The organism is Microlunatus sp. GCM10028923, from assembly GCF_042666975.1.
GTDB lineage: Bacteria > Actinomycetota > Actinomycetes > Propionibacteriales > Propionibacteriaceae > Microlunatus.
This window is the reverse complement of sequence record NZ_JBHTFF010000027.1, coordinates 1-23469: the sequence shown is the minus strand read 5'-3', so window position 1 is coordinate 23469 and position 23469 is coordinate 1. Positions and strand designations below refer to the sequence as shown.

The following is a 23469-nucleotide window of genomic DNA, read 5'->3' as shown; positions in this document are numbered from 1 at the left end:
TTCGGTATGCAACCCCTCGCCGATCCCCGGCGTAGCCCTTCCGAAGAGACTCCAAGGAAAGGGTTCCGATGAACCGGGGCGCGCCGTGACCGGCACAACCGTGACCTCGGCCGTCCTTCCGGGCATGATGCACCAGGAAGGTTCGGCGATCGGGTCGAGCCGTGGTGCTCGCCCGACTACGGGGAAGTTGATGGATTCGGATTCCTTCGACGCGTTCTACAACGCCTCGTTCAACCGTCTCGTCGGTCAGATCTACGCCATGTGCGGCAATCTCGCCGAGGCGCAGGACTGCGTCCAGGAGGCGTTCGTCCGAGCCTGGGACAAGCGGCGGATCCTCGACACGGAACAGTCGCCCGAAGCCTGGGTCCGTACGGTGGCGTACCGGCTGGCGGTGAGCCGCTGGCGGAAGGCCCGCCGCGCGTTGCTGCCGCCGGACCGGGCCAAGCAGCCGGAGCAGTCGCCGCCGGAGCCGGACGTCACCCGGGTCGCGCTGGCCCGGGCGCTGGCCCAGCTGCCGGCCGACCAGCGCCGCGCGATCGTGCTGCATCACCTGTGCGACCTCTCCCTGGCCGAGATCGCGCAGGAGGTCGGTTCACCGGTCGGAACGATCAAGGCCAGGCTGTCCCGAGGGCGTGCAGCCCTCGCTTCCCACCTACAGGACGATTCGCAGCACGACGGCCCGGCAAGCGAGGTGCGACATGACAAGCCGTGATCCGCTGGACGACCTGCGCGACCTGGCCCAGTTGGGCGAACGCGCGGCCCGGCCCAGCCCACCCGAGGAGATCAGGGCCCGCGGCGAACGTCGCGGCCGGACTCGCCGGATCGTCGCCGTGGCCGGCACGCTGGCCGTGGCGATCCTGGCCGGCGTGGTCGGCGGCGGCATCGTGAACCAGGCCAACCTGGTGCCGGTCGAGCCGGTCGGCGGCGGCACCACGCCGCCGCCGATCACCGCTGCCCCGCCGATCCCCTTCTCGGACAGCTTGCTGCCGACCGAGTCCGACCTGGAATGGCGGAAGCCCGGCGACTGGAAGCTCGGCGAGACCCGGCACGAGACCCGGTCCGGCGAGCAGGGCTACGGCGTGGTCAGCGAATGTCTGCAGGATCAGCTCGAGGCGTTCGGCGCGGAGCACCTGCGGCACCGGACCTTCCTGATGGGCGAGGACACCGCCTCGGCGACGGCGCTCGAGTTCCGCGATGCCGAGGATGCCCGGAGGACGTACGCGAAGCTGGTCGACTGGGGCGACGCCTGCGAGAAGACCCTGACCGACGCCGGCCACGAGCGGGTCAAGGTGTACGACTGGGTAGAGGTTCCGGTCGACCAGGGCGAGGCGCAGTACCGGCTGCTGCAGGCCGATCAGTTGGAGGATTCGTCCGGCAGCCAGACCATGAGCTCCGAGTACGGCGTGATCCTCACCGGCTCCCGGGTCGAACTGCTCGTGATGACCCTGCGGGCCGGCGGCGGCGAACACCACTGGGCGCAGAGCGAGGAGGAGGCCAAGAGCACCGGCCTGCCGCTCGACCCGATGATCAGATCGCTGCCGAAGGCGGCGGCCCGGCTGGCCGGCGAGCCGATCCGGGAGACGCCCGCCCCGACGCCGAGCCGCAGCCTGACCGACAAGAACCTGCTCCGGGCGAGTGACCTGCCGAAGTACGAAGGGCTGGAACCCCAGGAGTACAAGCGCAGCGCCCGCCCGTCGACCCGGCCCTCGACCTGCCTGCAGAGCCTGGAGACCCTCGGCGCGGTCGACTTCAAGACCCGGAGCTTCAACTACAAGATCACCGATCCCCAGTCGAGCCCGGACACCTCGGATCCCTTGTACGGCCAGCCGACGCGGTACGCCAGCGCGCTGCAGTTCGAGAACGAGGAGCAGGCCAAGGAGGCGTACGAGACCGTCAGCGGCTGGATCGAGAACTGCGCGGACGCCCTGGACGCGGACGGCTTCCGGGCTCCCGGCGGCGGGCCGGTGCGAGGCTTCGACCAGTGGTACCCGGTGCGCGACAAGGTGAAGACCGCCCGGTTCACGGAGTTCGTCTACCAACGGCCCGACTGGGGCGACGGTGAAGGTGCCTTCTGGGAGGCCGTCGGCCTGGTCCGAGTCGGCGACCGACTCGCCATCGCCGTCACCGTCGGCTTCGGAATGGACTCGAACTGGGACACCGATCCGGAGGAGAACGTCGCCGGCCCGCATCCCCTGGCCGACATCCTGCCGGCCGCCGCGAAGCGCCTCGCGGACTGAGCCTCCGGAGCGGGGCCGGTAGGGACGCCGGTGCCGTATCCCGGTCGACCGTCCCGGTCCGACGGTAGGGTCGGTCGGGTGCGGGGAGGCACCCTGCGGCGCGGCCAGCGGGCCGCGTCCGGGCGACGGAACACTGATCATGGACGCGGAGAACGGCGAGTCGGGCGGCGGGAAGGACACTCCTGCCCCGGCCCGCCGCACCCCGGGTGACCGGCGGGCCCGCATCGCCGGCGTCGTCGCCGCACTGGCCATCGCGGTCCTGGCCGGGGTGATCGGCGGCACGGTGGCGATCCGGACCGGGCTGGTGCCGGACGCCGGGGCCGGCCCGTCCACGCCGGTCGACGGCTCGGCGACGCCCACCCCGCCCGCCGGCCGGCCGCTCGCCGAGGCGCAGTTGCCCAAGGAGCCGGACCTGGAGTGGCAGCAGCCGGGCGACTGGAAGATCACCAACACGTTCCCGGGGTCCGGGTCGACCGCAGCCAGCGAGTGCTTCAGGGGCAAGCCGGAGTCGCTCGGTGCCGAGCGCACGTTTCACCGGACCTACACCTACCAGGAGAAGAACCAGGGCTCCGCTACGGCGCTCGAGTTCGGCTCGGAGGAAGCCGCCCGGAAGGCGTTCCGGACGTTCACCGCCTGGGCCGACGGCTGCGAGGAAACCCTGCGCCAGAAGGGATTCCGGAAGGTCGGCGGCCGGGACTGGAAGACCGTCAAGACGGCTCGCGGCGAGGCGAAGTTCCGGGTGATCAACACCGACGGCGCGGAGGATGCCGACGCCGGGTCGTGGCGGTTCCAGGAGTACGGACTGATCATCACCGGCCGCCGGGTCGAGGTGTTGATCTTCAAGGTGGACGACGAAGATCACGACTGGGCCGGCGGGCCGAACGACGGCGGCCGGCTGCTCGATCCGATGATCAGATCGCTGCCGAAGGTGGCCGCCCGGCTCGCCGGCGGTACCGGCCCGACCGGCACCCCGGACCCGACGCCCGGACCGGCCAGCCCGTCACCCCGGAAGAACCCGAATCCGAACCGGCTCCGGGTCGGCGAGACCGCGACGCTGGACTACTTCACGATCACGCTGCTGGAGACGACCTACTCGCGGCGCGGCTTCGCGGCCCGGATCCGGACCTGCGTCACCGACGTGCCGCCCGGCGGGTACGAACCGGACGCGATCCCGGTCGGCTGGTATCCGTGGCGCGCGATCACCTCCGACCGGGCCTACCCGGCCGGCACCGAGGAGCCGGACGACCCGGCGCTGGAGCCGCCGTATCCGGACGGCGCGAAGCTCGCGGTCGACGACTGCCTGACCGGCTGGCTGCCGTTCGACAAGATCGACAAGAGCCGACGGGTCACCCAGCTGACGTACCGGAACGACTACGACGGCGGCGAGGCCCGCTGGCTGCTCGGCTGATTCTTCGACGGGCTCAGGACACGGCCCTTCGACAGGCTCAGGGCACGGGTCGGAAGGTCAGTTGCCGGGGCGGAGCATGGCGCCGAGCACGTCCCGGTTCAGCCGCGAGATGGTCTCCAGCGGGATCCCCTTCGGGCAGACCGCGGTGCACTCGCCGATGTTGGTGCAGTTGCCGAAGCCCTCGGCGTCGTGCTGATCCACCATCGAGAGCACCCGGGACTTGCGCTCCGGCTGGCCCTGCGGCAGCAGACCGAGGTGGGTCACCTTGGCCGCGGTGAAGAGCATCGCGGAACCGTTCGGGCAGGCGGCGACGCAGGCGCCGCAGCCGATGCAGGTGGCCGCGTCGAACGCGTCGTCGGCGGCCGACTTCGGCACCGGCATGGCGTGCGCGTCCGGCGCCGAACCGGTGTTGGCGGCGATGTAGCCGCCGGCCGCGATGATCCGGTCGAACGCGCCGCGGTCGACCACCAGGTCCTTGATCACCGGGAACGCGTCGGCCCGCCACGGCTCGATGTCGATCACATCGCCGTCGCGGAACGAACGCAGGTGCAGCTGGCAGGTGGTGGTCGGCACCGAGGACTCGCCCCGGCCGTGCGGGACGCCGTTGATCACGACGCCGCACATGCCGCAGATGCCCTCCCTGCAGTCGGAGTCGAACGCGATCGGGTCCTCGCCGGCCAGCGTGAGCCGCTCGTTCAGGACGTCGAGCATCTCCAGGAAGGACATGTGCTCCGAGACGTCCTCGACCGGGTAGGACACCAGTTCGCCCTTGGCGTCCGGGCCGGACTGCCGCCAGACCCGTACCGTGATCTTCACTTCGCGCGCTCCATTCTGATCACTTGTAGCTCCGCTGTTTCAGCTCGACGTAGTCGTAGACCAGCGGTTCCTTGTGCAGGACCGGTTTGCCCCCGTCGCCGCCGAACTCCCAGGCTGAGACGTGGGCGAAGTCGGTGTCGTCGCGCAGCGCCTCGCCGTCCTCGGTCTGGCTCTCGGCGCGGAAGTGGCCGCCGCAGGACTCCCGGCGGACCAGGGCGTCGATGCACATCAGTTCGGCCAGCTCGAAGAAGTCGGCGACCCGGCCGGCCCGCTCCAGCGCCTGGTTCAGTTCCTCGTTGGCGCCGAGCACCCGGACGTCGGACCAGAATTCGGCCTTGAGTTCGCGGATCTCCGAGATGGCCTTGCGCAGCCCGTCCTCGGTCCGCTCCATCCCGCAGTAGTCCCACATGATCTTGCCGAGCTCCTTGTGGAAGGAGTCGACGGTACGGCTGCCGTTGATCGACAGGAGCTTCTCGATCCGGCCGTTCACCTGGTCGATCGCCTCGGCCGCCGCGGGATGCGACGCGTCGATCGACTCGAACGGCCCGTCGGCCAGGTAGTCGTTGATCGTGCTCGGCAGGACGAAGTAGCCGTCGGCCAGGCCCTGCATCAGCGCGCTCGCGCCGAGCCGGTTCGCGCCGTGGTCGGAGAAGTTCGCCTCGCCGGTGACGTACAGGCCCGGGATGCTCGACTGCAGGTCGTAGTCCACCCACAGGCCGCCCATCGTGTAGTGCACGGCCGGGTAGATCCGCATCGGCACCTGGTACGGATCCTCGCCCGTGATCTGGGCGTACATGTCGAACAGGTTGCCGTACTTCGCCTCGACCGCCTTGCGGCCCATCCGCTTGATCGCGTCGGCGAAATCGAGGTACACCCCGAGCCCGCCCGGGCCGACCCCGCGACCCTCGTCGCAGACGTTCTTCGCGGCCCGGGAGGCGATGTCGCGCGGCACCAGGTTGCCGAAGCTCGGGTAGATCCGCTCCAGGTAGTAGTCGCGGTCCGCGTCCGGGATCTCCCGCGGGTCGCGCTTGTCCTCGCCGGACTTCGGCACCCAGATCCGGCCGTCGTTCCGCAGCGATTCACTCATCAGCGTGAGCTTCGACTGGTAGTCGCCGGACACCGGGATGCAGGTCGGGTGGATCTGCGTGTAGCAGGGATTCGCGAAGTAGGCGCCCTTGCGATGGGCCCGCCAGGTGGCCGTGACATTGCAGCCCATCGCGTTCGTCGACAGGTAGAACACGTTGCCGTAGCCGCCGGTCGCGAGCACCACGACATCGGCGAAGTGCGGCTCGATCTCGCCGGTCACCATGTCCCGGACCACGACGCCGCGGGCCCGGCCGTCGGCCACGATCAGTTCCAGCATCTCGTGCCGGGTGTGCACCTCGACCGTGCCGGCCGCGACCTGCCGCTCCAGCGCCTGGTACGCGCCGAGCAGCAGCTGCTGGCCGGTCTGGCCGCGGGCGTAGAACGTCCGGGACACCTGCACGCCGCCGAAGGACCGGTTGTCCAGCAGGCCGCCGTACTCACGGGCGAACGGGACGCCCTGCGCGACGCACTGGTCGATGATCTGCAGGCTGACCTGGGCCAGCCGGTAGACGTTGGACTCCCGGGACCGGAAGTCGCCGCCCTTCACCGTGTCGTAGAAGAGCCGGTACACCGAGTCGCCGTCGTTGCGGTAGTTCTTCGCGGCGTTGATGCCGCCCTGCGCGGCGATCGAGTGGGCCCGCCGCGGCGAGTCCTGGTAGCAGAAGCTCTTCACCTCGTAGCCGGCCTCGCCGAGCGTCGCCGCCGCCGAGGCGCCGGCCAGCCCGGTGCCGACGATGATCACGCGCAGCTTCCGGCGGTTGGCCGGGTTGACCAGCCGGGCACCGAACTTCCGCTTGTCCCAGCGGTCCTGGATCGGGCCCTCCGGGGCCTTCTGGTCCTGGATCGGCTCGCCCTCGACGAAGATCGAGTCTGCGTCGACCGAATCGATGTTGATCTCGCTCATCTCAGCCCACCACTCCTAGGAAGATCAGCACGGGCGGGGTCAGGAAGCCGACGATGATCACCAGCGCGACCGCGGTCGCCAGCTGGTTGAGCACTCGGCGGGTGCCGGCGCTGAAGTTGGCGCCGAGCGTGGTCAGGCCGCTCCACAGGCCGTGCCGAAGATGGAAGCCGACCGCGGTCAGGGCGATCAGGTACGACAGCAGCACCCACCAGATCTTGAAGCCCGCCACATACCGCAGGTACGGGCTGTCGCTGGCGCCGCCCGGCGCGATCACGTTCAGGGTCAGGTGCAGCAGGTGGTAGATCACGAACAGCGCGATGATCGCGCCGCCCCAGCGCAGGGTGAAGGACGCGTAGCTGCGCTGCATGCCGCGGCGGTGCTGGTTCGACGCGTACCGCTTGCCGGCGCCACCACGCGCGTGATGGGACCGCCGGGACAGCACCACGGCCGACCAGATGTGCGCGATCACGCCGGCCAGCAGCACGATCCGGACGATCCAGAGCACCGTCGAGTGCGGGACCATCGGCTCACCGAGGGTCCGCAGATGGTGCGCGTAGGTGTCGAAGGCCTGCTGCCCGCCGAACACCCACAGGTTGCCGCCCATGTGCAAGATCAAATAGCCGTACATGATCAGTCCGCTGATCGCCATCAGCGCCTTCAAACCGACGGTCGACCTCGCCGCACGACGTGCGGGCGTCACGATTGTGCCTGCCACGGGGGTAACACTAGAACCTTTGGCACGCTGGTCTTAAATCCTCGAGGCCCGTTGTGGCGGATCTCTCAGGGCTGTCGGAAACCTCTCGGTTGCCGCTACCGTTAGCGCGAGCCGTTGCGTTTCGGGGTGTCGTTCCTGGCAGCACGTCAGGACCGAGTGGCGGAGATCACTTGGCACGACAGATGGAACCCGCAGATGTACCTTTCCAGACGCCGTCCCCTCGTTGCCGCAGTCGTCGCACTGCTGGCCCTGTCGCTCAGCCCTGCGCTGGCGTACGCGGAGACTCCCACCCACGACGACCAGACCGTGACCGGCGAAGGAGGACGGATGGGCGGCAGCGACCGCCTCGCCGGACCTCGCGAACGCTCCGACCGGAACGACCCCGCCGCACCCGCCCCCGAGCAGCCGCCGGCGGTGCTCGGCATCGACGTCTCCGGCCACAACGAGAACGTCGACTGGGCCAAGCACCGGGCGGACGGGAAGCGGTTCGCCTACATCAAGGCGACCGAGGGCTCGACCTTCCAGAGCTCGAAGTTCAGCGCCCAGTACACGGACTCCTACTACGCCGGCTACGTCCGCGGCGCCTACCACTTCGCCCGGCCGGACGGGAAGCCCGGCGACGTGCAGGCCGACTTCTTCGTCGATCATGGCGGTTCCTGGTCGGCCGACGGGCAGACCCTGCCCGGCGTGCTCGACATCGAGGGGCCGTACTTCGACTTCGACGAGTGCTGGGGCCTCACCCCGGACCAGATGGTCACCTGGATCCGCGCCTTCACCACCCGCTACGTCGAGCGGACCGGACGCCAGGCCGTGATCTACACCGGCTACTACTGGTGGGAGAAGTGCACCGGCAACAGCGCCGCGTTCGGCGAAACCAACCCGCTCTGGCTGGCCGCCTGGCGGACCACGCCGCCGGAGAAGATCCCGGCCGGCTGGAGCGGCGGCTGGACCTTCTGGCAGTACACGGACACGCCTCTTGATCAGAACCGCTACGCCGGCGACTACCCGCAGCTCCAGGAGTACGCGACCGGCGGCCCGATCGACTGAACCCCGACCGGGTCAGGCGTCCTCGCGGCCCTGGTAGTCCTTGGTCCGGATGCCGATCTTGTTGCCGAGCCAGACCAGCGGGTCGAACTTGCGGTCGACCACGCGCTCCTTCATCGGGATGATCGCGTTGTCGGTGATCTTGATGTGCTCCGGGCAGACCTCGGTGCAGCACTTGGTGATGTTGCACATGCCCAGGCCGGCCGCGCCCTGGGCCAGTTCGCGGCGGTCGTGGGTGTCCAGCGGGTGCATGTCCAGCTCGGCGTACCGCAGGAAGAACCGCGGCCCGGCGAACGCCTGCTTGTTGTCCTCATGATCACGAACGACATGGCAGGTGTCCTGGCAGAGGAAGCACTCGATGCACTTGCGGAACTCCTGGCCGCGCTCGACGTCGACCTGCATCATCCGGCGCTTGCCGTCCGGGTCCCGGGGCGGCGGCGAGAACGCCGGCAGTTCGGCCGCCTTCTCGTAGTTGAAGGACACGTCGGTGACCAGGTCGCGCACCACCGGGAACGCCCGCATCGGCGTCACGGTGATCGTCTCGGTCTCGTCGAAGTCGGACAGCCGGGTCATGCACATCAGCCGCGGCCGGCCGTTCACCTCGGCACTGCAGGACCCGCACTTACCGGCCTTGCAGTTCCACCGGACCGCGAGATCGCCGGCCTGGGTGGCCTGCAACCGATGGATCGCGTCGAGCACGACCTCGCCGGACTCCACCGGCACGGTGTAGTCGGTCAGCTCACCGCCCGACTCGTCGCCGCGCCAGATCCGCATCTTCAGGTCGTATCCCATGATCAACTCACTTGCTCTCGAAGAACGTCTTGAGTTCGTCCGGCATCACCGGCAGCGGCTGCTGGGCCAGGTCGACCCCGTCGCCGGTCTCCTTGAGGGTCAGCGCGATGTTCTTGGTACCCCAGACGTCGTCCGTCATCGGGAAGTCGTCCCGGGTGTGGCCGCCGCGGGACTCGGTGCGTTCCAGCGCCGCCTTCGCGATGCACTCCGAGACCAGCAGCATGTTGCGCAGGTCGATCGCCAGGTGCCAACCCGGGTTGTACTGCCGGTGCCCCTCGACGGACAGGTTGCGCACCCGCTCCTTGAACCCCTCGACCGCCTCGGCCGCCTTGCTCAGCTCGTCCGCGGTCCGGATGATCCCGACCAGGTCGTTCATCGTCTGCTGCAGTTCTTGATGGATCGTGTACGGGTTCTCGCCGCCCTCGGTCTCGAACGGGGCCAGCGCCGCCGCCTGCGCCGCGGTCACCTCCGCCTCGTCCAGCGGCGGCCGGGTGTCGCCGATCTCCGCCGCGTACGCCGCCGCCGCCTCACCGGCCCGCCGTCCGAAGACGAGCAGGTCGGACAGCGAGTTGCCACCCAGCCGGTTGGAGCCGTGCATGCCGCCCGAGCACTCCCCGACCGCGTAGAGCCCGGTGACGCCGGTCAGCTCCGTGTCCGCGTCGACCTCGATCCCGCCCATCACGTAGTGACAGGTCGGCCCGATCTCCATCGGCTCGGCGGTGATGTCGACGTCGGCCAGTTCCTTGAACTGGTGGTACATCGACGGCAGCCGGCGCCGGATGAACTCGGCCGAGCGGCGGGACGCGATGTCGAGGAAGATGCCGCCGTGGGGCGATCCCCGGCCCGCCTTGATCTCGGAGTTGATCGCCCGGGCCACCTCGTCCCGCGGCAACAGTTCCGGCGGCCGCCGGTTGTTCGCCTTGTCCTCGTACCAGCGGTCGGCCTCGGCCTCGTTGTCGGCGGTCTCGGCCTTGAAGAACTCCGGGATGTAGTCGAACATGAACCGCTTGCCCTCGGAGTTCTTCAGGATGCCGCCGTCACCGCGGACCGACTCGGTGACCAGCAGTCCCTTCACCGACGGCGGCCACACCATGCCGGTCGGATGGAACTGGACGAACTCCATGTTGATCAAGGACGCGCCGGCGCGCAGTGCGAGCGCGTGCCCGTCGCCGGTGTACTCCCAGGAGTTGGAGGTGACCTTGAACGCCTTGCCGATGCCGCCGGTCGCCAAGATCACCGACGGCGCCTCGAAGATCACGAACCGGCCGGTCTCCCGCCAGTAGCCGAACGCGCCGCTGATCTTCCCCGACGCCTGGTCGGACCCGGTCAGCAGGTCGGTGATCGTGCACTCCATGAACACGTCGATGCCGAGCTGGACGGCCCGCTGCTGCAGGGTCCTGATCATCTCCAGTCCGGTCCGGTCGCCGACGTGGGCGAGCCGGGCGTAGCGGTGCCCGCCGAAGTCGCGCTGCGAGATCAGCCCGTCCTCGGTGCGGTCGAACAGCGCACCCCAGTCCTCCAGCTCCATCACCCGCTCGGGCGCCTCCTGGGCGTGCAACTGGGCCATCCGCCAGTTGTTCAGCATCTTCCCGCCACGCATGGTGTCGCGGAAGTGCACCTCCCAGTTGTCCTCCGGCCACCGGTTGCCCATCGCGGCCGCGATGCCACCCTCGGCCATCACCGTGTGCGCCTTGCCCAGCAGCGATTTGCAGACGATCGCCGTACGCGCCCCGGCGTCGTGCGCGGCGATCGCCGCCCGCAGCCCGGCCCCGCCCGCGCCGATCACGACCACGTCGTAGGCGTGCCGCTCCAGACCGCCGGCCTCGCTGCCGGACATCTCGTTCCCGGTCATGGGATGACGATCACTCATCAGAAGAACCTCACATCGGTGATCACGCCGGTCGCCAGCAGGTAGATGTAGAGATCGGCCAGCGCGACCGAGAAGAGCGAAGCCCAGGCCAGCATCGAATGCCGCTCATTGAGCTTCGACACCCAGGTCCACAGCTTGTACCGCACCGGGTGCTTGGAGAAGTGCCGCAGCCGCCCGCCGAGGATGTGCCGGCAGGAGTGGCAGGACAGGGTGTAGAGCCAGATCAGTGCGACGTTGATCAACAACACCAGCGAGCCGAGACCCATGTGGCCCCACTCGTGCTCGGCGTTGCGGAACGACAGCACCAGGTCGAAGGTGAGCACGCAGGCGATCACCATCGCCGCGTACCAGAACCAGCGGTGGATGTTCTGCAAGATCAGCGGCAGCCGGGTCTCGCCGGTGTACTTCTTGTGCGGCTCGGCGACCGCGCAGGACGGCGGCGACAGCCAGAAGGCCCGGTAGTAGGCCTTCCGGTAGTAGTAGCAGGTCATCCGGAAGCCGAGCGGGAAGATCAAGATCAACAGCGCCGGCGACAACTGCCACCAGGAGAACGGCTGCCCGAAGTCGGACGATCCCTCGACACAGAGGTTGGTCAGGCAGGGCGAGTACAAGGGCGAGAGGTACGGCGAGGCGTAATAGTTGGCCCCGCTGAACGCCCGCCAGGTCGCATAGATCACGAACGCCGTGAAGACGACGAAGGTCGTCAGCGGACTGAGCCACCACCGGTCCCGCCGCAAGGTCCGCGCGTCGATCCGGGCCCGAGTGGGTCCGTTGACACCTGTCGGCGTTTCGGTTGACGCCATTGCCACCTCCGCTGATCCGATCCGATCTGCAGAGTGCAGTCTGCCAGCACGGCGCGGGGTCGTGGCAAGGACCCGCCGCCGAACCGGATTGTTACTGGGCCCCGCCCGACCCGACGATTTTCTCCACCTGTTGGATTATCCGCGTGGTTACCGGCCCCGGCTGATCGTCGGTTTTTCACGTCCCGTGAAAAACTGTCGCTTCCCGTCAGATATATCTCGCGTAAAGTGCCAACTTTTCACGGGACGTGAAAAACTTGTGACTCGAGTGACGGGGGTCAGACGACGTCGATGGGCTCCGTGCGGCGGATGGCGAAGGCGGCGCTGACGGCGGTGATCACGCTCATCGCGGCGAGCACGACGCCCGGGTGCCACCAGGCGTAGTCGCTGGCCTGGCCGAGCAGCAGGGTGAGTGCGGGGACGAAGCCGGAGATGATCGCGGCGACGGCGTACGCGAAGGAGATCGCGGCGTAACGGAACCGGCCCGCGAACAGCTCGGTCATCAGCCCGCCGAGCGCGGCCCAGCTGAGGGTCGGCAGGATGCCGCCGATGATCATCATCGCGACCAGGATGCCGAAGCTCGCCGACTGCAGCAGGGCGTAGATCGGGAACGCGACGACCAGGGTGCCGACGGCGCCGATCAACACGACCCGGGCCGACCCGATCCGTTCGGCCCAGAACCCGAACAACGGAATCGTGATCAACTGCAGCAGGCCGCCGATCGTCGTCGCCATCAGCAGCTGGGCGTAGTCGAAGTGCAGCGTGGTGACGCCGTAGTTCAGCGTGTAGGTGTTCATCAGCGAGTACGAGCCGATGCCCAGCAACGCCGCACCGGTGGCCAGCAGCATCGCCAGCGGACGCCGCCGGAACGCTTCCAGCAAAGGGATGCGGGCCCGGCGGTCCTCGCTGACGACGTCCCGGAACACCGGCGTCTCGTCGATCGAGTAGCGCAGCCAGAGCGAGATCAGCAGCAGCGGGAACGCGGCCAGGAACGGCACCCGCCAGCCCCAGGCCAGCAGGTCAGCCTCGGACAGCAGCACCGGCAGAGCGAGGTAGAGACCGGCACTCAGGATCGAGCCGACCGGCGATCCCAGCTGCGGTACGGCCGCGTAGAGCGCCCGGCGGCCGGGGCGCGCGCTCTCGGTGGACAGCAGCACCGCGCCGCCCCACTCGCCGCCCAGCGAGAGTCCCTGGATCAGCCGCAGCCCGACCAGCAGGACGGCGCCGAGCCAGCCGGCGGTCGCGTAGTCGGGCAGCAGGCCGATCGCTCCGGTCGCCACGCCCATGATCGTGATCGTGATGATCAACGCGGCGCGGCGGCCGAACCGGTCGCCCAGGTGGCCGAACACGATGGCGCCGAGCGGCCGCGCGACGAAGCCGAGCGCGTTGGCCAGGAAGGCACTCAGGGTGCCGCCGAAGACGCCGAGCGGCTCGAAGAACAGCGGCCCGATGAAGAATGCGGACAGATAGCTGAAGACGTAGAAGTCGAACGACTCCAGCGAGGTCCCGACCAGGGACGCCCAGAGGACCTTGCGGGCCTTCCGGTCGTTCGTCACCCGGGAGCCGTGCAGCTGCGTGGTCACCTCCGGGCCAACCTCCGCAACCGTCCGCTCTATTCCCGGACCAGGGCGAGCTTGCCGCGGATCCCGCCGGACTCGCTGTCGGTGTGGGCGGCGACGACGTCGGCGAACGGGTAGGTCCGGACCGGGATCCGCAGCTCCCCGGCGGCGAGGGCCTCGGCCACCTCGGCCAGCGCGGCCACCGGATCGCCACCGCCGCCGGTGACCTGGATGCCGGTGTCCGCCGCGTCGAAGTTGGCGATGCTGACCACCCGCTGCGGCTCGCCGGCCAGCCCGATCAGCACGTCCATGATCGTCTTCCCGGCGACGTCGAAGACCGCGTCCGGGCCGTCCGGCCAGAGCGCGCGGACCCGGTCGGCCAGGCCGTCGCCGTACGGCACCGGTTCGGCGCCGAGCGAGCGCAGGTAGTCCTGGTTGGCCGGGCTGCCGGTCGCAATCACCTGGTAGCCCCGCCGGCGGGCCAGCTGGATCGCGACCGTGCCGACACCGCCGGCGCCGCCGTCGATCAGCAGCCGCGCACCCGGCGCGAGGCCGAGCAGCTCGAAGGACCGGACCGCCGCCTCCCCCGCGGTCGCCGCGGCGGCCGCGGTGGCGTCGTCGACGCCGTCCGGCGTCCGGGCCCAGGCGTGCAGCACGGCCCGTTCCGCGTACGTCGCGCGACCCAGCCCGAACACCGGATCGCCCACCGCCCAGCCGGTCACGTCCGGCCCGACGGCGTCGATCACCCCGGCGGCGTCGACGCCGATGATCACCGGCTGGGCCGGCTCGGGTCCGGCCGCGAACTGGCCGGTCCGCACCTTCCGGTCGAACGGGTTGATCGACGCGGCGCCGACCAAGATCACGATCTCGCCCGGTCCGGGCTCCGGTGCTGCGGCCTCCTCGACGGCCAGCACCTCGGGCCCGCCGAATCGATGCAGTCGTACGGCACGCATCAGCCGTCCACCTTCCCGTCCTCATGGCGTTTCGCCCACCGGTTACGGAGAACGTAACCGATCGCGCCGACCAGCAGGACCGCCGCACCGGTGAGCGCCGAGGCCGGCGGCAGCGCTGCTGCCACGACCAGGCAGCCGATCAGCCCGATGATCGGCACCGCCCGCGGCGGCCGCCCCTCGGCCCGGGACAGGGTCAGCGCGGAGGCGTTCGCGACCGCGTAGTAGACCAGCACGGCGAACGAGGAGAAGCCGATCACGGAACGGAGATCGGCGACCCCGGCCAGCACCGCGACGACCAGGCCGACCACGATGATCGTCCGGTGCGGCACCGCGAACCGCGGGTGGATGACGGCCAACTGCGGCGGCAGGTGCCGGTCCCGGGCCATCGCCAGCGCGGTCCGGGAGACGCCCAAGATCATCGCCAGCAGGCTGCCCAGCGCGGCCAGCGCCGCGCCCGCCGCGACCACCGGCAGGAAGCCGGGCACGCCGGCCCGGGCGACCACGTCGGTCAGCGGCACGGTGGACCGGGCCAGGTCCGGCCCGAGGACCACGATCACGGTCGCGCCGACGACGGCGTACAAGATCAGCACGATGCCGAGCGCCACCCCGACGGCGATCGGGATGGTCCGCTCCGGTTGCCGTACCTCCTCGCCGAGGGTGGCCACCCGGGCGTAACCGGCGAACGCGAAGAAGATCAGTCCCGCGGCCTGCAGCACGCCCCACACCGAGGCGTCCGGGCCCAGCCCGAGCCGGGCCGGATCGACACCGGGCGAGGTGAGCCCGATGATCACGACCGCCGCCAGCACCAGCAGCACCGCCCCGACGATCAGCCGGGACGCCCAGGCCGCCTTCTGCACGCCCAGGCAGTTGATCACGGTCAGCAGCAGCACCGCCGCGACCGCGACCAGGTGCGCCTGCTCCGGCCACAGGTACCAGCCGGCGGTCAGCGCCATCGCCGCGCACGAGGCGGTCTTGCCGACCACGAAACCCCAGCCGGCCAGGTAGCCCCAGAACGGGCCGAGCCGCTCCCGGCCGTACACGTAGGTGCCGCCGGAGTCCGGGTAGCGGGCGGCCAGCCGGGCCGACGAGGTCGCGTTGCAGTAGGCGATCAGTGCCGCGACGGCGAGCGCGATCGGCAGTCCGGTCCCGGCCGCGCCGGCGGCCGGCCCGAAGACGGCGAAGACACCGGCCCCGATCATCGCGGCCAGGCCGACGGTGACGGCGTCGCCGACGCCCAGCCGGCGATGCAGCTCCCCGTTCTTGATCACGTACCAGGACCCTACCGAAGGGTGAGCCGTCCACCGCGGGCGCAGGTGATTCGTTTAGAGTCCGTTCATGGCCATTCGACGTCGTGCCTTCCTCACGCTGACCGGCGGTCTTGCCGCGGCAGCCGGACTGACTGCCTGCGGTTCGAACACCGGCCGGCCCGAGCCGGGCGGGTCGGCCTCGGCGAGCGGCGGCGGCGCCAAGCCGACGCTGAGCCAGTGGTACCACGAGTACGGTGAGGACGGCGTCGAGGAGGCGGTCAAGAAGTACGCCGCCGCCTACGACAAGGCCACCGTGACGGTGCAGTGGAACCCGGGCGACTACGAGAAGCTGGTCTCCTCGGCGCTGCTCACCGACAAGGCGCCGGACGTCTTCGAGTACGCCAACGGCCCGACCCTCGACATGATCAAGGCCGGGCAGGCGCTCGACCTGACCGCGATGCTCGGCGACGCCAAGCCGCAGTTCACCCAGTCGGTGCTGGACGCGGCCAGCTGGGAGGGCAAGGTCTACGCCATCCCGCAGACGGTCGACATGCAGATGCTCTTCTACCGCAAGTCGGCACTGGACAAGGCCGGCATCGCGCCGCCGGCGACCATCGACGATCTGATCAAGGCCGTGCCCGCGGTGAAGACCAAGGACATGGGCGGCTTCTACGCCGGCACTGACGGCGGCATCGGCGTGCTCAGCTCGATGTTCATCTGGGCCGCCGGTCAGGAACAGATCTCGGCCGACAAGACCACGATCGGGTTCGACAACGCCGAGGGCCACGCCGCGTTCGCCAAGTTCGCCGAGCTGGCCGCGGCCGACGGCTACGTACCCAGCGCTTCCGGCGACTGGTCCACCGCCTCCCCGTTCGTCAACGGCGAGACGGCGATGCAGTGGAGCGGCCTGTGGATCCTGCCCGAGGTCACCGACGCGCTCGGCGACGACTTCGGCGTGCTGCCGTTCCCGTCGGTCGGTGCGGCCGGCCGGCAGGCGGTCCCGTTCGGCGCGTTCGGCGCCTGCGTGAACGCGAAGGGCAAGAACGTCGAGGCCGCGACCGAGTTCGTCCGCTGGCTCTGGGTCGACCAGGAGGCCGACCAGCTGGAGTTCTCGAACGCCTTCGGCACCCACATCCCGGCCAAGACCGCGCTGGTCCCCAAGGCCGACAAGGTCGCCTCCGGCGCCGGCGCCGAGGCGGCCAAGTTCGTCGCCGAGGGCGGCCACGCCAACGACAAGCTCTGGACGCCGGCGATCCAGCAGGCGATCACCGCGGCGGTGACCAACGTGGTGCAGAAGAAGGCCGATCCGAAGTCGGAGATCGCCGAGGTCGCGGCCACGGCCAAGGCGGACATCAAGCGCCTGAACGGCTGAGCCCGCCATGCCCCGCACGGCGCTCTCCCGGCGGATCCGCGGGCTGCACGACCGCAACCTGTGGCAGTTGATCTTCGTCGCGCCGTTCTTCGCCGGCCTGTTGATCTTCACGATCGTGCCGATCGGCTGGAGCGCCTGGCTGTCCGTGTTCGATGCCCGCAACACGGTCACGCCGACGAAGTTCGTCGGGTTCGACAACTACCTGTACCTGCTCAACGACCGGGCCTTCCAGACCAGCCTCGGCACCTTCATCGTCTTCGCGCTGTTCATCGTGCCGACGACGTTCGCGATCTCGCTCGGCCTGGCCCTGCTGGTGAACCGGGCGACCGTCGCGAAGGCGTTCTTCCGGTCGGCGTTCTTCCTGCCGACCGCGTGTTCGTACGTGATCGCGGCGATGGTGTGGCGGCTGGTCTTCTTCAACGGCGCCCGGTTCGGCATGATCAACAGCTTCCTCCGCGAGCTCGGCCTGGATCCGGTGAACTGGCTCGGCGGCGGCAACTACCTCTACTGGGTGGTGCTGGTCACGCTCCGGCTGTGGCTGCAGGTCGGCTTCTACATGATCTTGTTCATCGCCGGGCTGCAACGGATCCCGACCGACACGTACGAAGCCGCGGCGATCGACGGTGCCCAGGGCTGGCGGGTGTTCCGCTGGATCACGTTCCCGCAGCTGCGGGCCACCTCGATCGCGGTCGTCCTGCTGCTGTTGATCAATGCGTTCCAGGCGTTCGACGAGTTCTACAACACGCTGATCTCGGTCGGCAGCTATCCCCCGTACGCCAAGCCGCCGCTGGTCTACCTCTACCTGGTCTCGTTCGGCTCCGGCAGCCAGGACCTCGGGCTGGGCAGCGCCGGCTCGATGATCCTGACCGTGGTGATCGCGATCTTCGGGCTGGCTCAGCTCGGCATCCTGTCCCTGGTCGGAAGGGAGCGGACCCGATGAAACCACGACCGGTCCCGACCGTACTCCGCTACGCGGCACTGATCCTGCTCGCAGTGGTGTTCCTGCTGCCGTTCTGGGTGATCCTGCGCAACGCGTTCTCCACCAGCCCGTGGATCACGGCGGCCCAGTGGCACTGGCTGCCGAACGCGGTCGGGCTGGGCAACCTGACCGAGCTGCTGGACAACTCCGGCGTCCCGATCGTCCGCAGCTTGATCAACTCCGCCGTGGTCTCGGTGGTGCAGACGGTCGCGACGGTGATCATCTCGGCGCTGGCCGGCTACGGCCTGGCGATCGACAACAAGATCAGCAAGGTGCTGCTGGCGATCACCCTGGCCACGCTGATGGTGCCGGCCGCGGTGACCTTCGTGCCGACCTTCGTCATGGTGTCCAGCCTCGGCTGGATCTCCAGCCTGCGCGGCCTGATCATCCCGGGCATGTTCTCCGCCCTGGCCACGTTCCTGTTCCGGCAGTACTTCCTGTCCTTCCCGCGCGAGCTCGAGGAGGCCGCGTACCTGGACGGGGCGGGCTACTGGCGGACCTTCTGGCGGATCGTGCTGCCGAACTCGTACGGCATCTGTGCGGCGGTCGGCACGTTGATCTTCATCGGTTCCTGGAACGCCTTCCTGTGGCCGTTGCTGATCGGCCAGGACCCTGCGTACCGGACGATCCAGCTGGCGTTGAGCCAGTTCCTCACCTCGCAGCGGGTCGACTATCCGCAGCTCTTCACCGGTGCGGTCGTCGCGATCGTCCCGGTGCTGCTGGTCTTCCTGTTCCTGCAGCGCTATCTGATCCAGGGAGTGGAACGGTCCGGCATCGATTGATCATCGATGCCGGACCGTTCGCTGCCCCCCGCCCCGTCGGTTCCCCCAGGTACCGGCGGAAGCTCAACTCATCCCTGGCAGAACGGGATCTCCTTGCTGGTCTTCACCGCACTCGCCGGAACCCAGCCGTCCTCCAGCGTGACCACCCAGCGCTTGCTGCCGCCGGGCGCCGTGTACACGTAGCAGAGCACTTCCTGGCCGCCGCCGGCGTGCTGCAGCCGACGCTTCTTGTCCTCGGTGGACGGGCCCTGCCGGGAGTAGACGTCCTTGGTGATCTTGACCGAGATCGTCTCGCCCGAGTCGCCACACCAGCGCGGCGCGGGGCCGGTGAGATCGACGTACTTGGCGGAGACCCAGTTGGCGTCGCCCTCCGCGGCGACCAGGTACCACTCGGCGTTGCCGCGGACGATGGTGCCCTTGGTCCGGCAGTCGATGCTGATCTTCGACCCGTTCTTGAAGAGATAGTTCTTCGCCGTGTGAGTGCTGGGCGCGATCCGGCCGTTGAGGCCCCCGTTGGCGTCGACCGTGCCGGTGACGAACCTCGGGGCCGCAGTGGCGTTGAAGGCCAGGGCGGCCATCAGGCCGGCACCCGCAACAACAGCACCGACAATCCGCGTGACCATACGCATCGAGTCATCCTCCTCAGGATGGAAGTTTTCGTTCTGTCACCCGGGAGTAGTCCGGCGGCGGCCGTACGGTTGCATTCTGTGACCCAACTCACATGAAACACAAAAGCGCCCCGGTCGTTCGGACTCGGGGCGCCGCTCGCCGATCACCGAAACCGGTGACCGGCGAGGGTCAAAAGAAAGGAGAGCTCAGCTCTCCTGGTTTCCGGCGGAAAGGTCACCGGTGACGGCGACATCCAGGCCAAGGCCCAGGCCGAGGTCGAGCGAAAGATCGACCGCGACGTCGACCCCGAGGGCAGCCACCAGGGCAGCCTCGACCGAGGCCTCGAGGGCAGCGACGACATCGGCGTCGAGCGTGCCGGACCCGGACAGGTAGGCCTCGACGACGGCCGTGACCTCGGCCGTGACGGCGGCGGACACTGCTGCGGCAGCCTCGGCCGACGCGTCGGCGGACAGGTCGGCCGACAACGCGTCGGCCAGCTCGGCCTCCAGGTCGGCGGTCAGGGCGGCCGTGAGCTCGGCGACGACATCGGTCTGGACGACAGCCGCGGCGGTGCCGGCCAGATCCGTCGGCAACGGCGCGGCGGACGCGGTCGACACCCCGGCGAGGCCGGTGATCGCGCCCGCGATCACCGCCACGGCGCCCTTGGCGAGCGGCTTCAGAACGGTCACAAATACTCCTTGAGTCGTGGGCCGGGCCGCGCGGGCCTGACCCGATCGGACGCCGCCCAGGCGGGACGGCGCTGGGCACGCTAGCGGAGCACCTCCGGCATTTGTCCAGGGTCGGTTCCGGACGGTGGGAGTACCTTGAGCGGACCTTTGGGGAAAGATCAGCCGATCCGCCAGCGTGCCTCGCCGCCGTAGTCGTTGCTGTACCTGAGTTCGGTGACCGGCTCGTCCGGCCCGATCGCCTCGAACGGCAGCCAGCCGGTGGCGCAGTCGCCGACGGCGTACCGGGTGCCGCTCGGGTAGACCGGCTCGAAGGCCGGATCGGCGAGATCCTCGACGTTGGCCTGGTACGTGTTGCGCTCGGTGACGGCGCGCCAGGCGTACCAGCCGATCGGGATCGCGTCGCTCTCGTAGTTGGGCGGGGTGCCGGTCAGGCAGGTCCGGATCCGGACGGCGAAGCCGGCCGAGGTCTGCTTGCTGTCCAGCACCGTGAAGGTGAAGTACTCCAGTTCCGCCGTGCCGCCGACCGGCAGTTCCTCCGGGTCGCCGGGGGTCGGTCGGGACGGGCTCGGGGTCGGCGTCGCCGAGGCCTGGACGGTGGGCTCGGCCGTCGGCGGCGGGTTGCCGGCCACGTCCGGCCCTGACAGCCGGGCCAGCAGACCGAGCGCGACCGCGCCGGCGAGCACGGCGACGACGGCGGCGAGCGCGTACCAGGCGCGGTTCCGGCGCCGCGCCGGGCGCTCCTGGATCGCCGGCTCGTCGAGGATCCGGTCGATCCGGGCCTGCTTGTCCAACAGTCGCCGGTCCGGCGGCAGTTCGAGGTTCATTCCGGGCTCCCGTACAGCAGGCCGGCCAGCGGCGTCCGGTGCAGCCGGTCCCGGGCCCGCTTCAGCCGGGACTTCACGGTCCCGACCGGCACCCCGAGCACCGCGCCCGCCTCGGCCAGCGACAGTTCCGACCAGGCCACCAACTCGACCACCTCGCGCTGGTTCCGCGGCAGCACCCGGAGCGCCCGGCGGATCTCACGCATGGTCGCCTCCGCGGTCACCCAGCGGTCCGTGTCGTCCGTGCCGGGCCGGGCCGGCTGGGCCTCGATCCGGTCGGCCAGCCCGGCCTGCCGCCGGACCGACCGGAGCTGGTTGCCGCACTCGTTGCGCGCCATCGAGAACAGCACCGGCCGCGCCGACGGCAGTTCCAACTCGTCCACGGTGCCGTCCTGGACCCGCCGCCAGAGTGCGGTGAACGTCGCCTGGACCACGTCGTCGGCCACCCCCCAGGAGCCGGTCCGGCGGAATCCGAAGTTGTAGACCGCGTCGCTGTGGCGCAGGAACAGGGCCCGGAACGCGTCCCGGTCGCCGGCCCGCAGGTCCCGCCAGAGGGCCACGTCGTCGCGCGCGTCGAGCGGGCCGTCCGGCGTCCGCTCCCCATGGGAGCCGTCGCTCGCGGACGACCCGGCGGCGGGGTCGCGAAACCCGGCGTCCTCGTCCCGCATCGCTGCTGATCCTTCCGGCCTCGGTCACGGCCACCTCCGTCCGCATCGCGACAGACCCTTCCACCGGTACGGAGTCCGGCAGCCCGGTGGAGGTTCCACGCGTACGAAGACTGCCATCCAACCAGGCAGGGGTCCGTCCTCCTGCGACCCCGGCGGGATAACCTCGGCCGCATGTCGACCCCTGGCTGGTACCCCGATCCGGGCGGCCGGCCTGGTGCCTACCGGTACTGGGACGGCCACGCCTGGTCGGGCCAGACGACCACCCGGCCGCGGCCCTCGCCGGGCGACGGACGCCAGGGTTCCCGGCGCGGCATCGTGCTCGTGGTCGTCGCCGTGGTGCTGGTCATCGTGCTGGCGATCACCGGAATCCTCGTCGCCCGTACCCTCACCGGCGGGGCGCAGCCGATCACCGACCCGCAACCGGAGTCGACGGTGAGCGCCTGGGACGACTCGAAGCCGACCGCCTCCCCCACCCCGTCGCCGAGCCCGTCGCCGTCGCCGAGCCCGACACCGTCCGGGACACCGACTCGACGGGAACGGATCAGCTGCCCGAACGGCGCCCCCGGCGAGGTCGCCGCGCATCCGAACGACGGCCGGGTGCACGGCGGGAAGCTGTCCTTCCCGAAGGTCGGCGCCGATTACGGGTCGCCAGGACCGAAGCACGGACTGAGCTGGTTCTACGACGTCGCGGCCCAGTCCCAGCTCACCGAACCGGGCTGGGAATCCTGGTTCGCCGTCGGCGAGGTCGCCGTCCAGTCCGGTTTCGAGAAGCCGGCCGACGCCGCCGAGAGCTCGATGCAGTGCGTGATCAACCCGAGCTGGTTCTCCGACTTCGAGAGCCGGACCGACGTCCGCAACGAGGCGTACGAACTCGACGGCCGGAAGGGCTGGATCATCTCCGCCGAGATCCGCGTCGACAACCCCAGCATCAGCGTCGACGGCGACGTGGTGACGATCATGATCATCGACGACGGCCGGACGGACCGCTACAGCGGCTTCGTCAGCATCGTCCCGATCGGCGACGGCCCGCGCAACGAGCTGGCCAAGCAGACCCTCGCCGACCTCCGCCTCGACTGATCCCTTCACTCAGGCCTCGAAGAGCGCTCGCCATGCGGGCCCGAACCGCGGTGCCGGGCCTTGGTAGCCGCGGCCGACCAGGTGAGCGTGGACCGAGCACACCAACGCTCGGGCCTGCGCCATCCGCCCGGCCGTCACCCTGACCACGGCATAGCCGGCCGCGATGAGCGCCTCGTAGCGTTCGATGTCCGCGCTCCACTGCCAGCCATCGGTCCGATGCTGCTCGCCCTCGTACTCGACCACGACCCGGTACTCCTCGTAGTAGAGGTCGACCTCGGCGATCCGACGCTGGTCGTCGCCGACCGCCACGTTGCACCGGGGCTCGGGCAGCCCGGCCATGATCAACATCAGCCGGAGCCGCGACTCGCGGGGTGACGCCACGTTCCGGCGCGCCAGTGCCGCCGACCTACGGGCCGTACGGCAGCCTCGCCCCGTCGCCACGGCAGCAGCCTCGATCAACGCACTGCCGGTCGCCCGCTCCAGCCTGATCAGCCGATCCGCGGCCGCGACCGCGTCGGCGAGCGACAACTCGGCGCAGGCGGCCGTCCAGGCCGGGATCGGTAACGCGATCCGGTGCCGCGCCGGCGGCAGCGTGTCCAGCCGGGCCAGCCGGAGCCCCGTTGTCCGGCGGCGCAGCTCCGTCGCGGTCGCGAGCCGTACCGGGAGCGGCTCGCCGATCTCAACCCCGTGCAGCCACAGCGCGGTCACCCCGACCACGACCGCATCCGCCGGCGCCGTCAGCACACCCGCCGCGCACACCTCCAACAGCGTCGGCTCCTCGCGACCTTCGAGGTAGACACCGCGCATCACCCGCCGCATCGCCCGCACCCGATTCCGCCGGCCGCGCTCCCGCTCCCGCCTGGCCGTGGTCAACTTCGACTCCCCCATCCGCATACCCTCACCGCGCGCGACCTCGTTACCTTTCTGGTGGCTCTTGAGGTAAGGGCCACGGTCGCCGGGCCTGGTATGACTTACTGCCCCTGTCGTTCGCATGATCCGGGGGGGTGTTGTCGCCGGGTCGGGTGGCGTCGAGTGACCGCT

Annotated in this window: 22 protein-coding genes; 8 read left to right on the top strand and 14 right to left on the bottom strand. The window is 69.8% G+C overall.

Going from position 1 to position 23469, the window contains the following annotated elements; all coding sequences use genetic code 11:
- Window positions 1-190 precede the first annotated feature (190 nt).
- From ACFQU4_RS37270 to ACFQU4_RS37260, 3 genes are all read left to right on the top strand, one after another.
- Window positions 191-712, top strand: a complete 522-nt coding sequence (locus ACFQU4_RS37270; RefSeq protein WP_377502255.1) for an RNA polymerase sigma factor — start codon at window positions 191-193, stop codon at window positions 710-712.
- The gene (locus ACFQU4_RS37265; RefSeq protein WP_377502252.1) at window positions 699-2237 is read left to right on the top strand and encodes a hypothetical protein; all 1539 of its coding nucleotides are present in this window, start codon (window positions 699-701) and stop codon (window positions 2235-2237) included. The genes ACFQU4_RS37270 and ACFQU4_RS37265 overlap by 14 nt, the downstream gene beginning before the upstream one ends.
- 139 nt (window positions 2238-2376) lie before the next feature.
- Window positions 2377-3645, top strand: a complete 1269-nt coding sequence (locus ACFQU4_RS37260; protein ID WP_377502249.1) for a hypothetical protein — start codon at window positions 2377-2379, stop codon at window positions 3643-3645.
- Window positions 3646-3702: 57 nt separating this feature from the next.
- Here ACFQU4_RS37260 and ACFQU4_RS37255 read toward each other — a convergent pair whose 3' ends face one another.
- From ACFQU4_RS37255 to ACFQU4_RS37245, 3 genes are read right to left on the bottom strand one after another with little or no spacing between them, the layout of a single operon-like run.
- Entirely contained in the window at window positions 3703-4461 is a 759-nt protein-coding gene (locus ACFQU4_RS37255) for a succinate dehydrogenase/fumarate reductase iron-sulfur subunit (RefSeq protein WP_377502246.1), read from the bottom strand.
- A gap of 19 nt (window positions 4462-4480) precedes the next feature.
- Complete coding sequence (locus tag ACFQU4_RS37250; RefSeq protein ID WP_377502243.1) at window positions 4481-6451, bottom strand: fumarate reductase/succinate dehydrogenase flavoprotein subunit; 1971 nt, start codon at window positions 6449-6451, stop codon at window positions 4481-4483.
- Window position 6452: 1 nt separating this feature from the next.
- A complete protein-coding gene (locus tag ACFQU4_RS37245; RefSeq protein ID WP_377502240.1) occupies window positions 6453-7166 on the bottom strand; it encodes a succinate dehydrogenase cytochrome b subunit in 714 nt (237 codons plus the stop codon).
- 195 nt (window positions 7167-7361) lie between these two features.
- Between ACFQU4_RS37245 and ACFQU4_RS37240 the strand changes: the two genes are divergently transcribed.
- Window positions 7362-8213 carry a GH25 family lysozyme gene (locus tag ACFQU4_RS37240; protein WP_377502237.1) on the top strand — a complete coding sequence of 284 codons (852 nt, stop codon included), beginning with the start codon at window positions 7362-7364 and terminating at the stop codon, window positions 8211-8213.
- Between the two features lie 12 nt (window positions 8214-8225).
- Here ACFQU4_RS37240 and ACFQU4_RS37235 read toward each other — a convergent pair whose 3' ends face one another.
- The 6 genes from ACFQU4_RS37235 to ACFQU4_RS37210 all read right to left on the bottom strand — a co-directional run bounded on the left by ACFQU4_RS37235 (window position 8226) and on the right by ACFQU4_RS37210 (window position 15452).
- Window positions 8226-9002 carry a succinate dehydrogenase/fumarate reductase iron-sulfur subunit gene (locus tag ACFQU4_RS37235; RefSeq protein WP_377502234.1) on the bottom strand — a complete coding sequence of 259 codons (777 nt, stop codon included), beginning with the start codon at window positions 9000-9002 and terminating at the stop codon, window positions 8226-8228.
- 7 nt (window positions 9003-9009) lie between these two features.
- Window positions 9010-10854, bottom strand: a complete 1845-nt coding sequence (locus ACFQU4_RS37230; protein WP_377502231.1) for a fumarate reductase/succinate dehydrogenase flavoprotein subunit — start codon at window positions 10852-10854, stop codon at window positions 9010-9012.
- 17 nt (window positions 10855-10871) lie between these two features.
- Window positions 10872-11675 (bottom strand): hypothetical protein, encoded by an 804-nt coding sequence (locus ACFQU4_RS37225; RefSeq protein WP_377502228.1) that lies wholly within the window; start codon window positions 11673-11675, stop codon window positions 10872-10874.
- A gap of 275 nt (window positions 11676-11950) precedes the next feature.
- A complete protein-coding gene (locus tag ACFQU4_RS37220; RefSeq protein ID WP_377502225.1) occupies window positions 11951-13255 on the bottom strand; it encodes an MFS transporter in 1305 nt (434 codons plus the stop codon).
- A gap of 29 nt (window positions 13256-13284) precedes the next feature.
- Window positions 13285-14184 (bottom strand): NADP-dependent oxidoreductase, encoded by a 900-nt coding sequence (locus ACFQU4_RS37215; RefSeq protein ID WP_377502222.1) that lies wholly within the window; start codon window positions 14182-14184, stop codon window positions 13285-13287.
- Window positions 14184-15452 carry an APC family permease gene (locus ACFQU4_RS37210; protein ID WP_377502219.1) on the bottom strand — a complete coding sequence of 423 codons (1269 nt, stop codon included), beginning with the start codon at window positions 15450-15452 and terminating at the stop codon, window positions 14184-14186. The genes ACFQU4_RS37215 and ACFQU4_RS37210 overlap by 1 nt, the downstream gene beginning before the upstream one ends.
- Window positions 15453-15519: 67 nt before the next feature.
- Here ACFQU4_RS37210 and ACFQU4_RS37205 point away from each other — a divergent pair, with 67 nt between their 5' ends.
- The 3 genes from ACFQU4_RS37205 to ACFQU4_RS37195 are packed head-to-tail and all read left to right on the top strand — an operon-like array spanning window position 15520 to window position 18564.
- Complete coding sequence (locus ACFQU4_RS37205; RefSeq protein WP_377502216.1) at window positions 15520-16803, top strand: ABC transporter substrate-binding protein; 1284 nt, start codon at window positions 15520-15522, stop codon at window positions 16801-16803.
- A gap of 7 nt (window positions 16804-16810) precedes the next feature.
- Window positions 16811-17743 (top strand): carbohydrate ABC transporter permease, encoded by a 933-nt coding sequence (locus ACFQU4_RS37200; RefSeq protein WP_377502213.1) that lies wholly within the window; start codon window positions 16811-16813, stop codon window positions 17741-17743.
- Window positions 17740-18564 carry a carbohydrate ABC transporter permease gene (locus ACFQU4_RS37195; protein WP_377502210.1) on the top strand — a complete coding sequence of 275 codons (825 nt, stop codon included), beginning with the start codon at window positions 17740-17742 and terminating at the stop codon, window positions 18562-18564. Before ACFQU4_RS37200 ends, ACFQU4_RS37195 begins: the two co-directional genes overlap by 4 nt.
- Before the next feature lie 68 nt (window positions 18565-18632).
- Here the strand turns inward: ACFQU4_RS37195 and ACFQU4_RS37190 are convergent, their stop codons facing one another.
- From ACFQU4_RS37190 to ACFQU4_RS37175, 4 genes are all read right to left on the bottom strand, one after another.
- Window positions 18633-19193 carry a hypothetical protein gene (locus ACFQU4_RS37190; protein ID WP_377502207.1) on the bottom strand — a complete coding sequence of 187 codons (561 nt, stop codon included), beginning with the start codon at window positions 19191-19193 and terminating at the stop codon, window positions 18633-18635.
- A 186-nt stretch (window positions 19194-19379) separates the two neighbouring features.
- Entirely contained in the window at window positions 19380-19862 is a 483-nt protein-coding gene (locus tag ACFQU4_RS37185; RefSeq protein ID WP_377502204.1) for a hypothetical protein, read from the bottom strand.
- A gap of 158 nt (window positions 19863-20020) precedes the next feature.
- On the bottom strand, window positions 20021-20686 hold the full coding sequence (locus tag ACFQU4_RS37180) for a hypothetical protein (protein WP_377502201.1): 666 nt from the start codon (window positions 20684-20686) through the stop codon (window positions 20021-20023).
- Entirely contained in the window at window positions 20683-21351 is a 669-nt protein-coding gene (locus ACFQU4_RS37175) for an RNA polymerase sigma factor (RefSeq protein WP_377502198.1), read from the bottom strand. The genes ACFQU4_RS37180 and ACFQU4_RS37175 overlap by 4 nt, the downstream gene beginning before the upstream one ends.
- A 171-nt stretch (window positions 21352-21522) precedes the next feature.
- On the opposite strand from ACFQU4_RS37175, the gene ACFQU4_RS37170 reads away from it, so the two are divergent.
- Window positions 21523-22428: a DUF2510 domain-containing protein gene (locus ACFQU4_RS37170; protein WP_377502195.1), complete on the top strand. Its 906-nt coding sequence runs from the start codon at window positions 21523-21525 to the stop codon at window positions 22426-22428.
- Window positions 22429-22437: 9 nt separating this feature from the next.
- On the opposite strand, the gene ACFQU4_RS37165 is transcribed toward ACFQU4_RS37170, so the two are convergent.
- A complete protein-coding gene (locus ACFQU4_RS37165; protein ID WP_377502192.1) occupies window positions 22438-23301 on the bottom strand; it encodes a DUF559 domain-containing protein in 864 nt (287 codons plus the stop codon).
- Window positions 23302-23469: the final 168 nt, after the last annotated feature.

Excerpts from the sequence above, each read along its gene's own strand:
- ACFQU4_RS37270 (WP_377502255.1), top strand. The coding sequence starts at position 191 with ATGGATTCGGATTCCTTCGACGCGTTCTACAACGCCTCGTTCAACCGT.
- ACFQU4_RS37265 (WP_377502252.1), top strand. The coding sequence starts at position 699 with ATGACAAGCCGTGATCCGCTGGACGACCTGCGCGACCTGGCCCAGTTG.
- ACFQU4_RS37260 (WP_377502249.1), top strand. The coding sequence starts at position 2,377 with ATGGACGCGGAGAACGGCGAGTCGGGCGGCGGGAAGGACACTCCTGCC.
- ACFQU4_RS37250 (WP_377502243.1), bottom strand. The coding sequence starts at position 6,451 with ATGAGCGAGATCAACATCGATTCGGTCGACGCAGACTCGATCTTCGTC.
- ACFQU4_RS37240 (WP_377502237.1), top strand. The coding sequence starts at position 7,362 with ATGTACCTTTCCAGACGCCGTCCCCTCGTTGCCGCAGTCGTCGCACTG.
- ACFQU4_RS37235 (WP_377502234.1), bottom strand. The coding sequence starts at position 9,002 with ATGGGATACGACCTGAAGATGCGGATCTGGCGCGGCGACGAGTCGGGC.
- ACFQU4_RS37230 (WP_377502231.1), bottom strand. The coding sequence starts at position 10,854 with ATGACCGGGAACGAGATGTCCGGCAGCGAGGCCGGCGGTCTGGAGCGG.
- ACFQU4_RS37225 (WP_377502228.1), bottom strand. The coding sequence starts at position 11,675 with ATGGCGTCAACCGAAACGCCGACAGGTGTCAACGGACCCACTCGGGCC.
- ACFQU4_RS37215 (WP_377502222.1), bottom strand. The coding sequence starts at position 14,184 with ATGCGTGCCGTACGACTGCATCGATTCGGCGGGCCCGAGGTGCTGGCC.
- ACFQU4_RS37205 (WP_377502216.1), top strand. The coding sequence starts at position 15,520 with ATGGCCATTCGACGTCGTGCCTTCCTCACGCTGACCGGCGGTCTTGCC.
- ACFQU4_RS37200 (WP_377502213.1), top strand. The coding sequence starts at position 16,811 with ATGCCCCGCACGGCGCTCTCCCGGCGGATCCGCGGGCTGCACGACCGC.
- ACFQU4_RS37195 (WP_377502210.1), top strand. The coding sequence starts at position 17,740 with ATGAAACCACGACCGGTCCCGACCGTACTCCGCTACGCGGCACTGATC.
- ACFQU4_RS37190 (WP_377502207.1), bottom strand. The coding sequence starts at position 19,193 with ATGCGTATGGTCACGCGGATTGTCGGTGCTGTTGTTGCGGGTGCCGGC.
- ACFQU4_RS37180 (WP_377502201.1), bottom strand. The coding sequence starts at position 20,686 with ATGAACCTCGAACTGCCGCCGGACCGGCGACTGTTGGACAAGCAGGCC.
- ACFQU4_RS37175 (WP_377502198.1), bottom strand. The coding sequence starts at position 21,351 with ATGCGGGACGAGGACGCCGGGTTTCGCGACCCCGCCGCCGGGTCGTCC.
- ACFQU4_RS37170 (WP_377502195.1), top strand. The coding sequence starts at position 21,523 with ATGTCGACCCCTGGCTGGTACCCCGATCCGGGCGGCCGGCCTGGTGCC.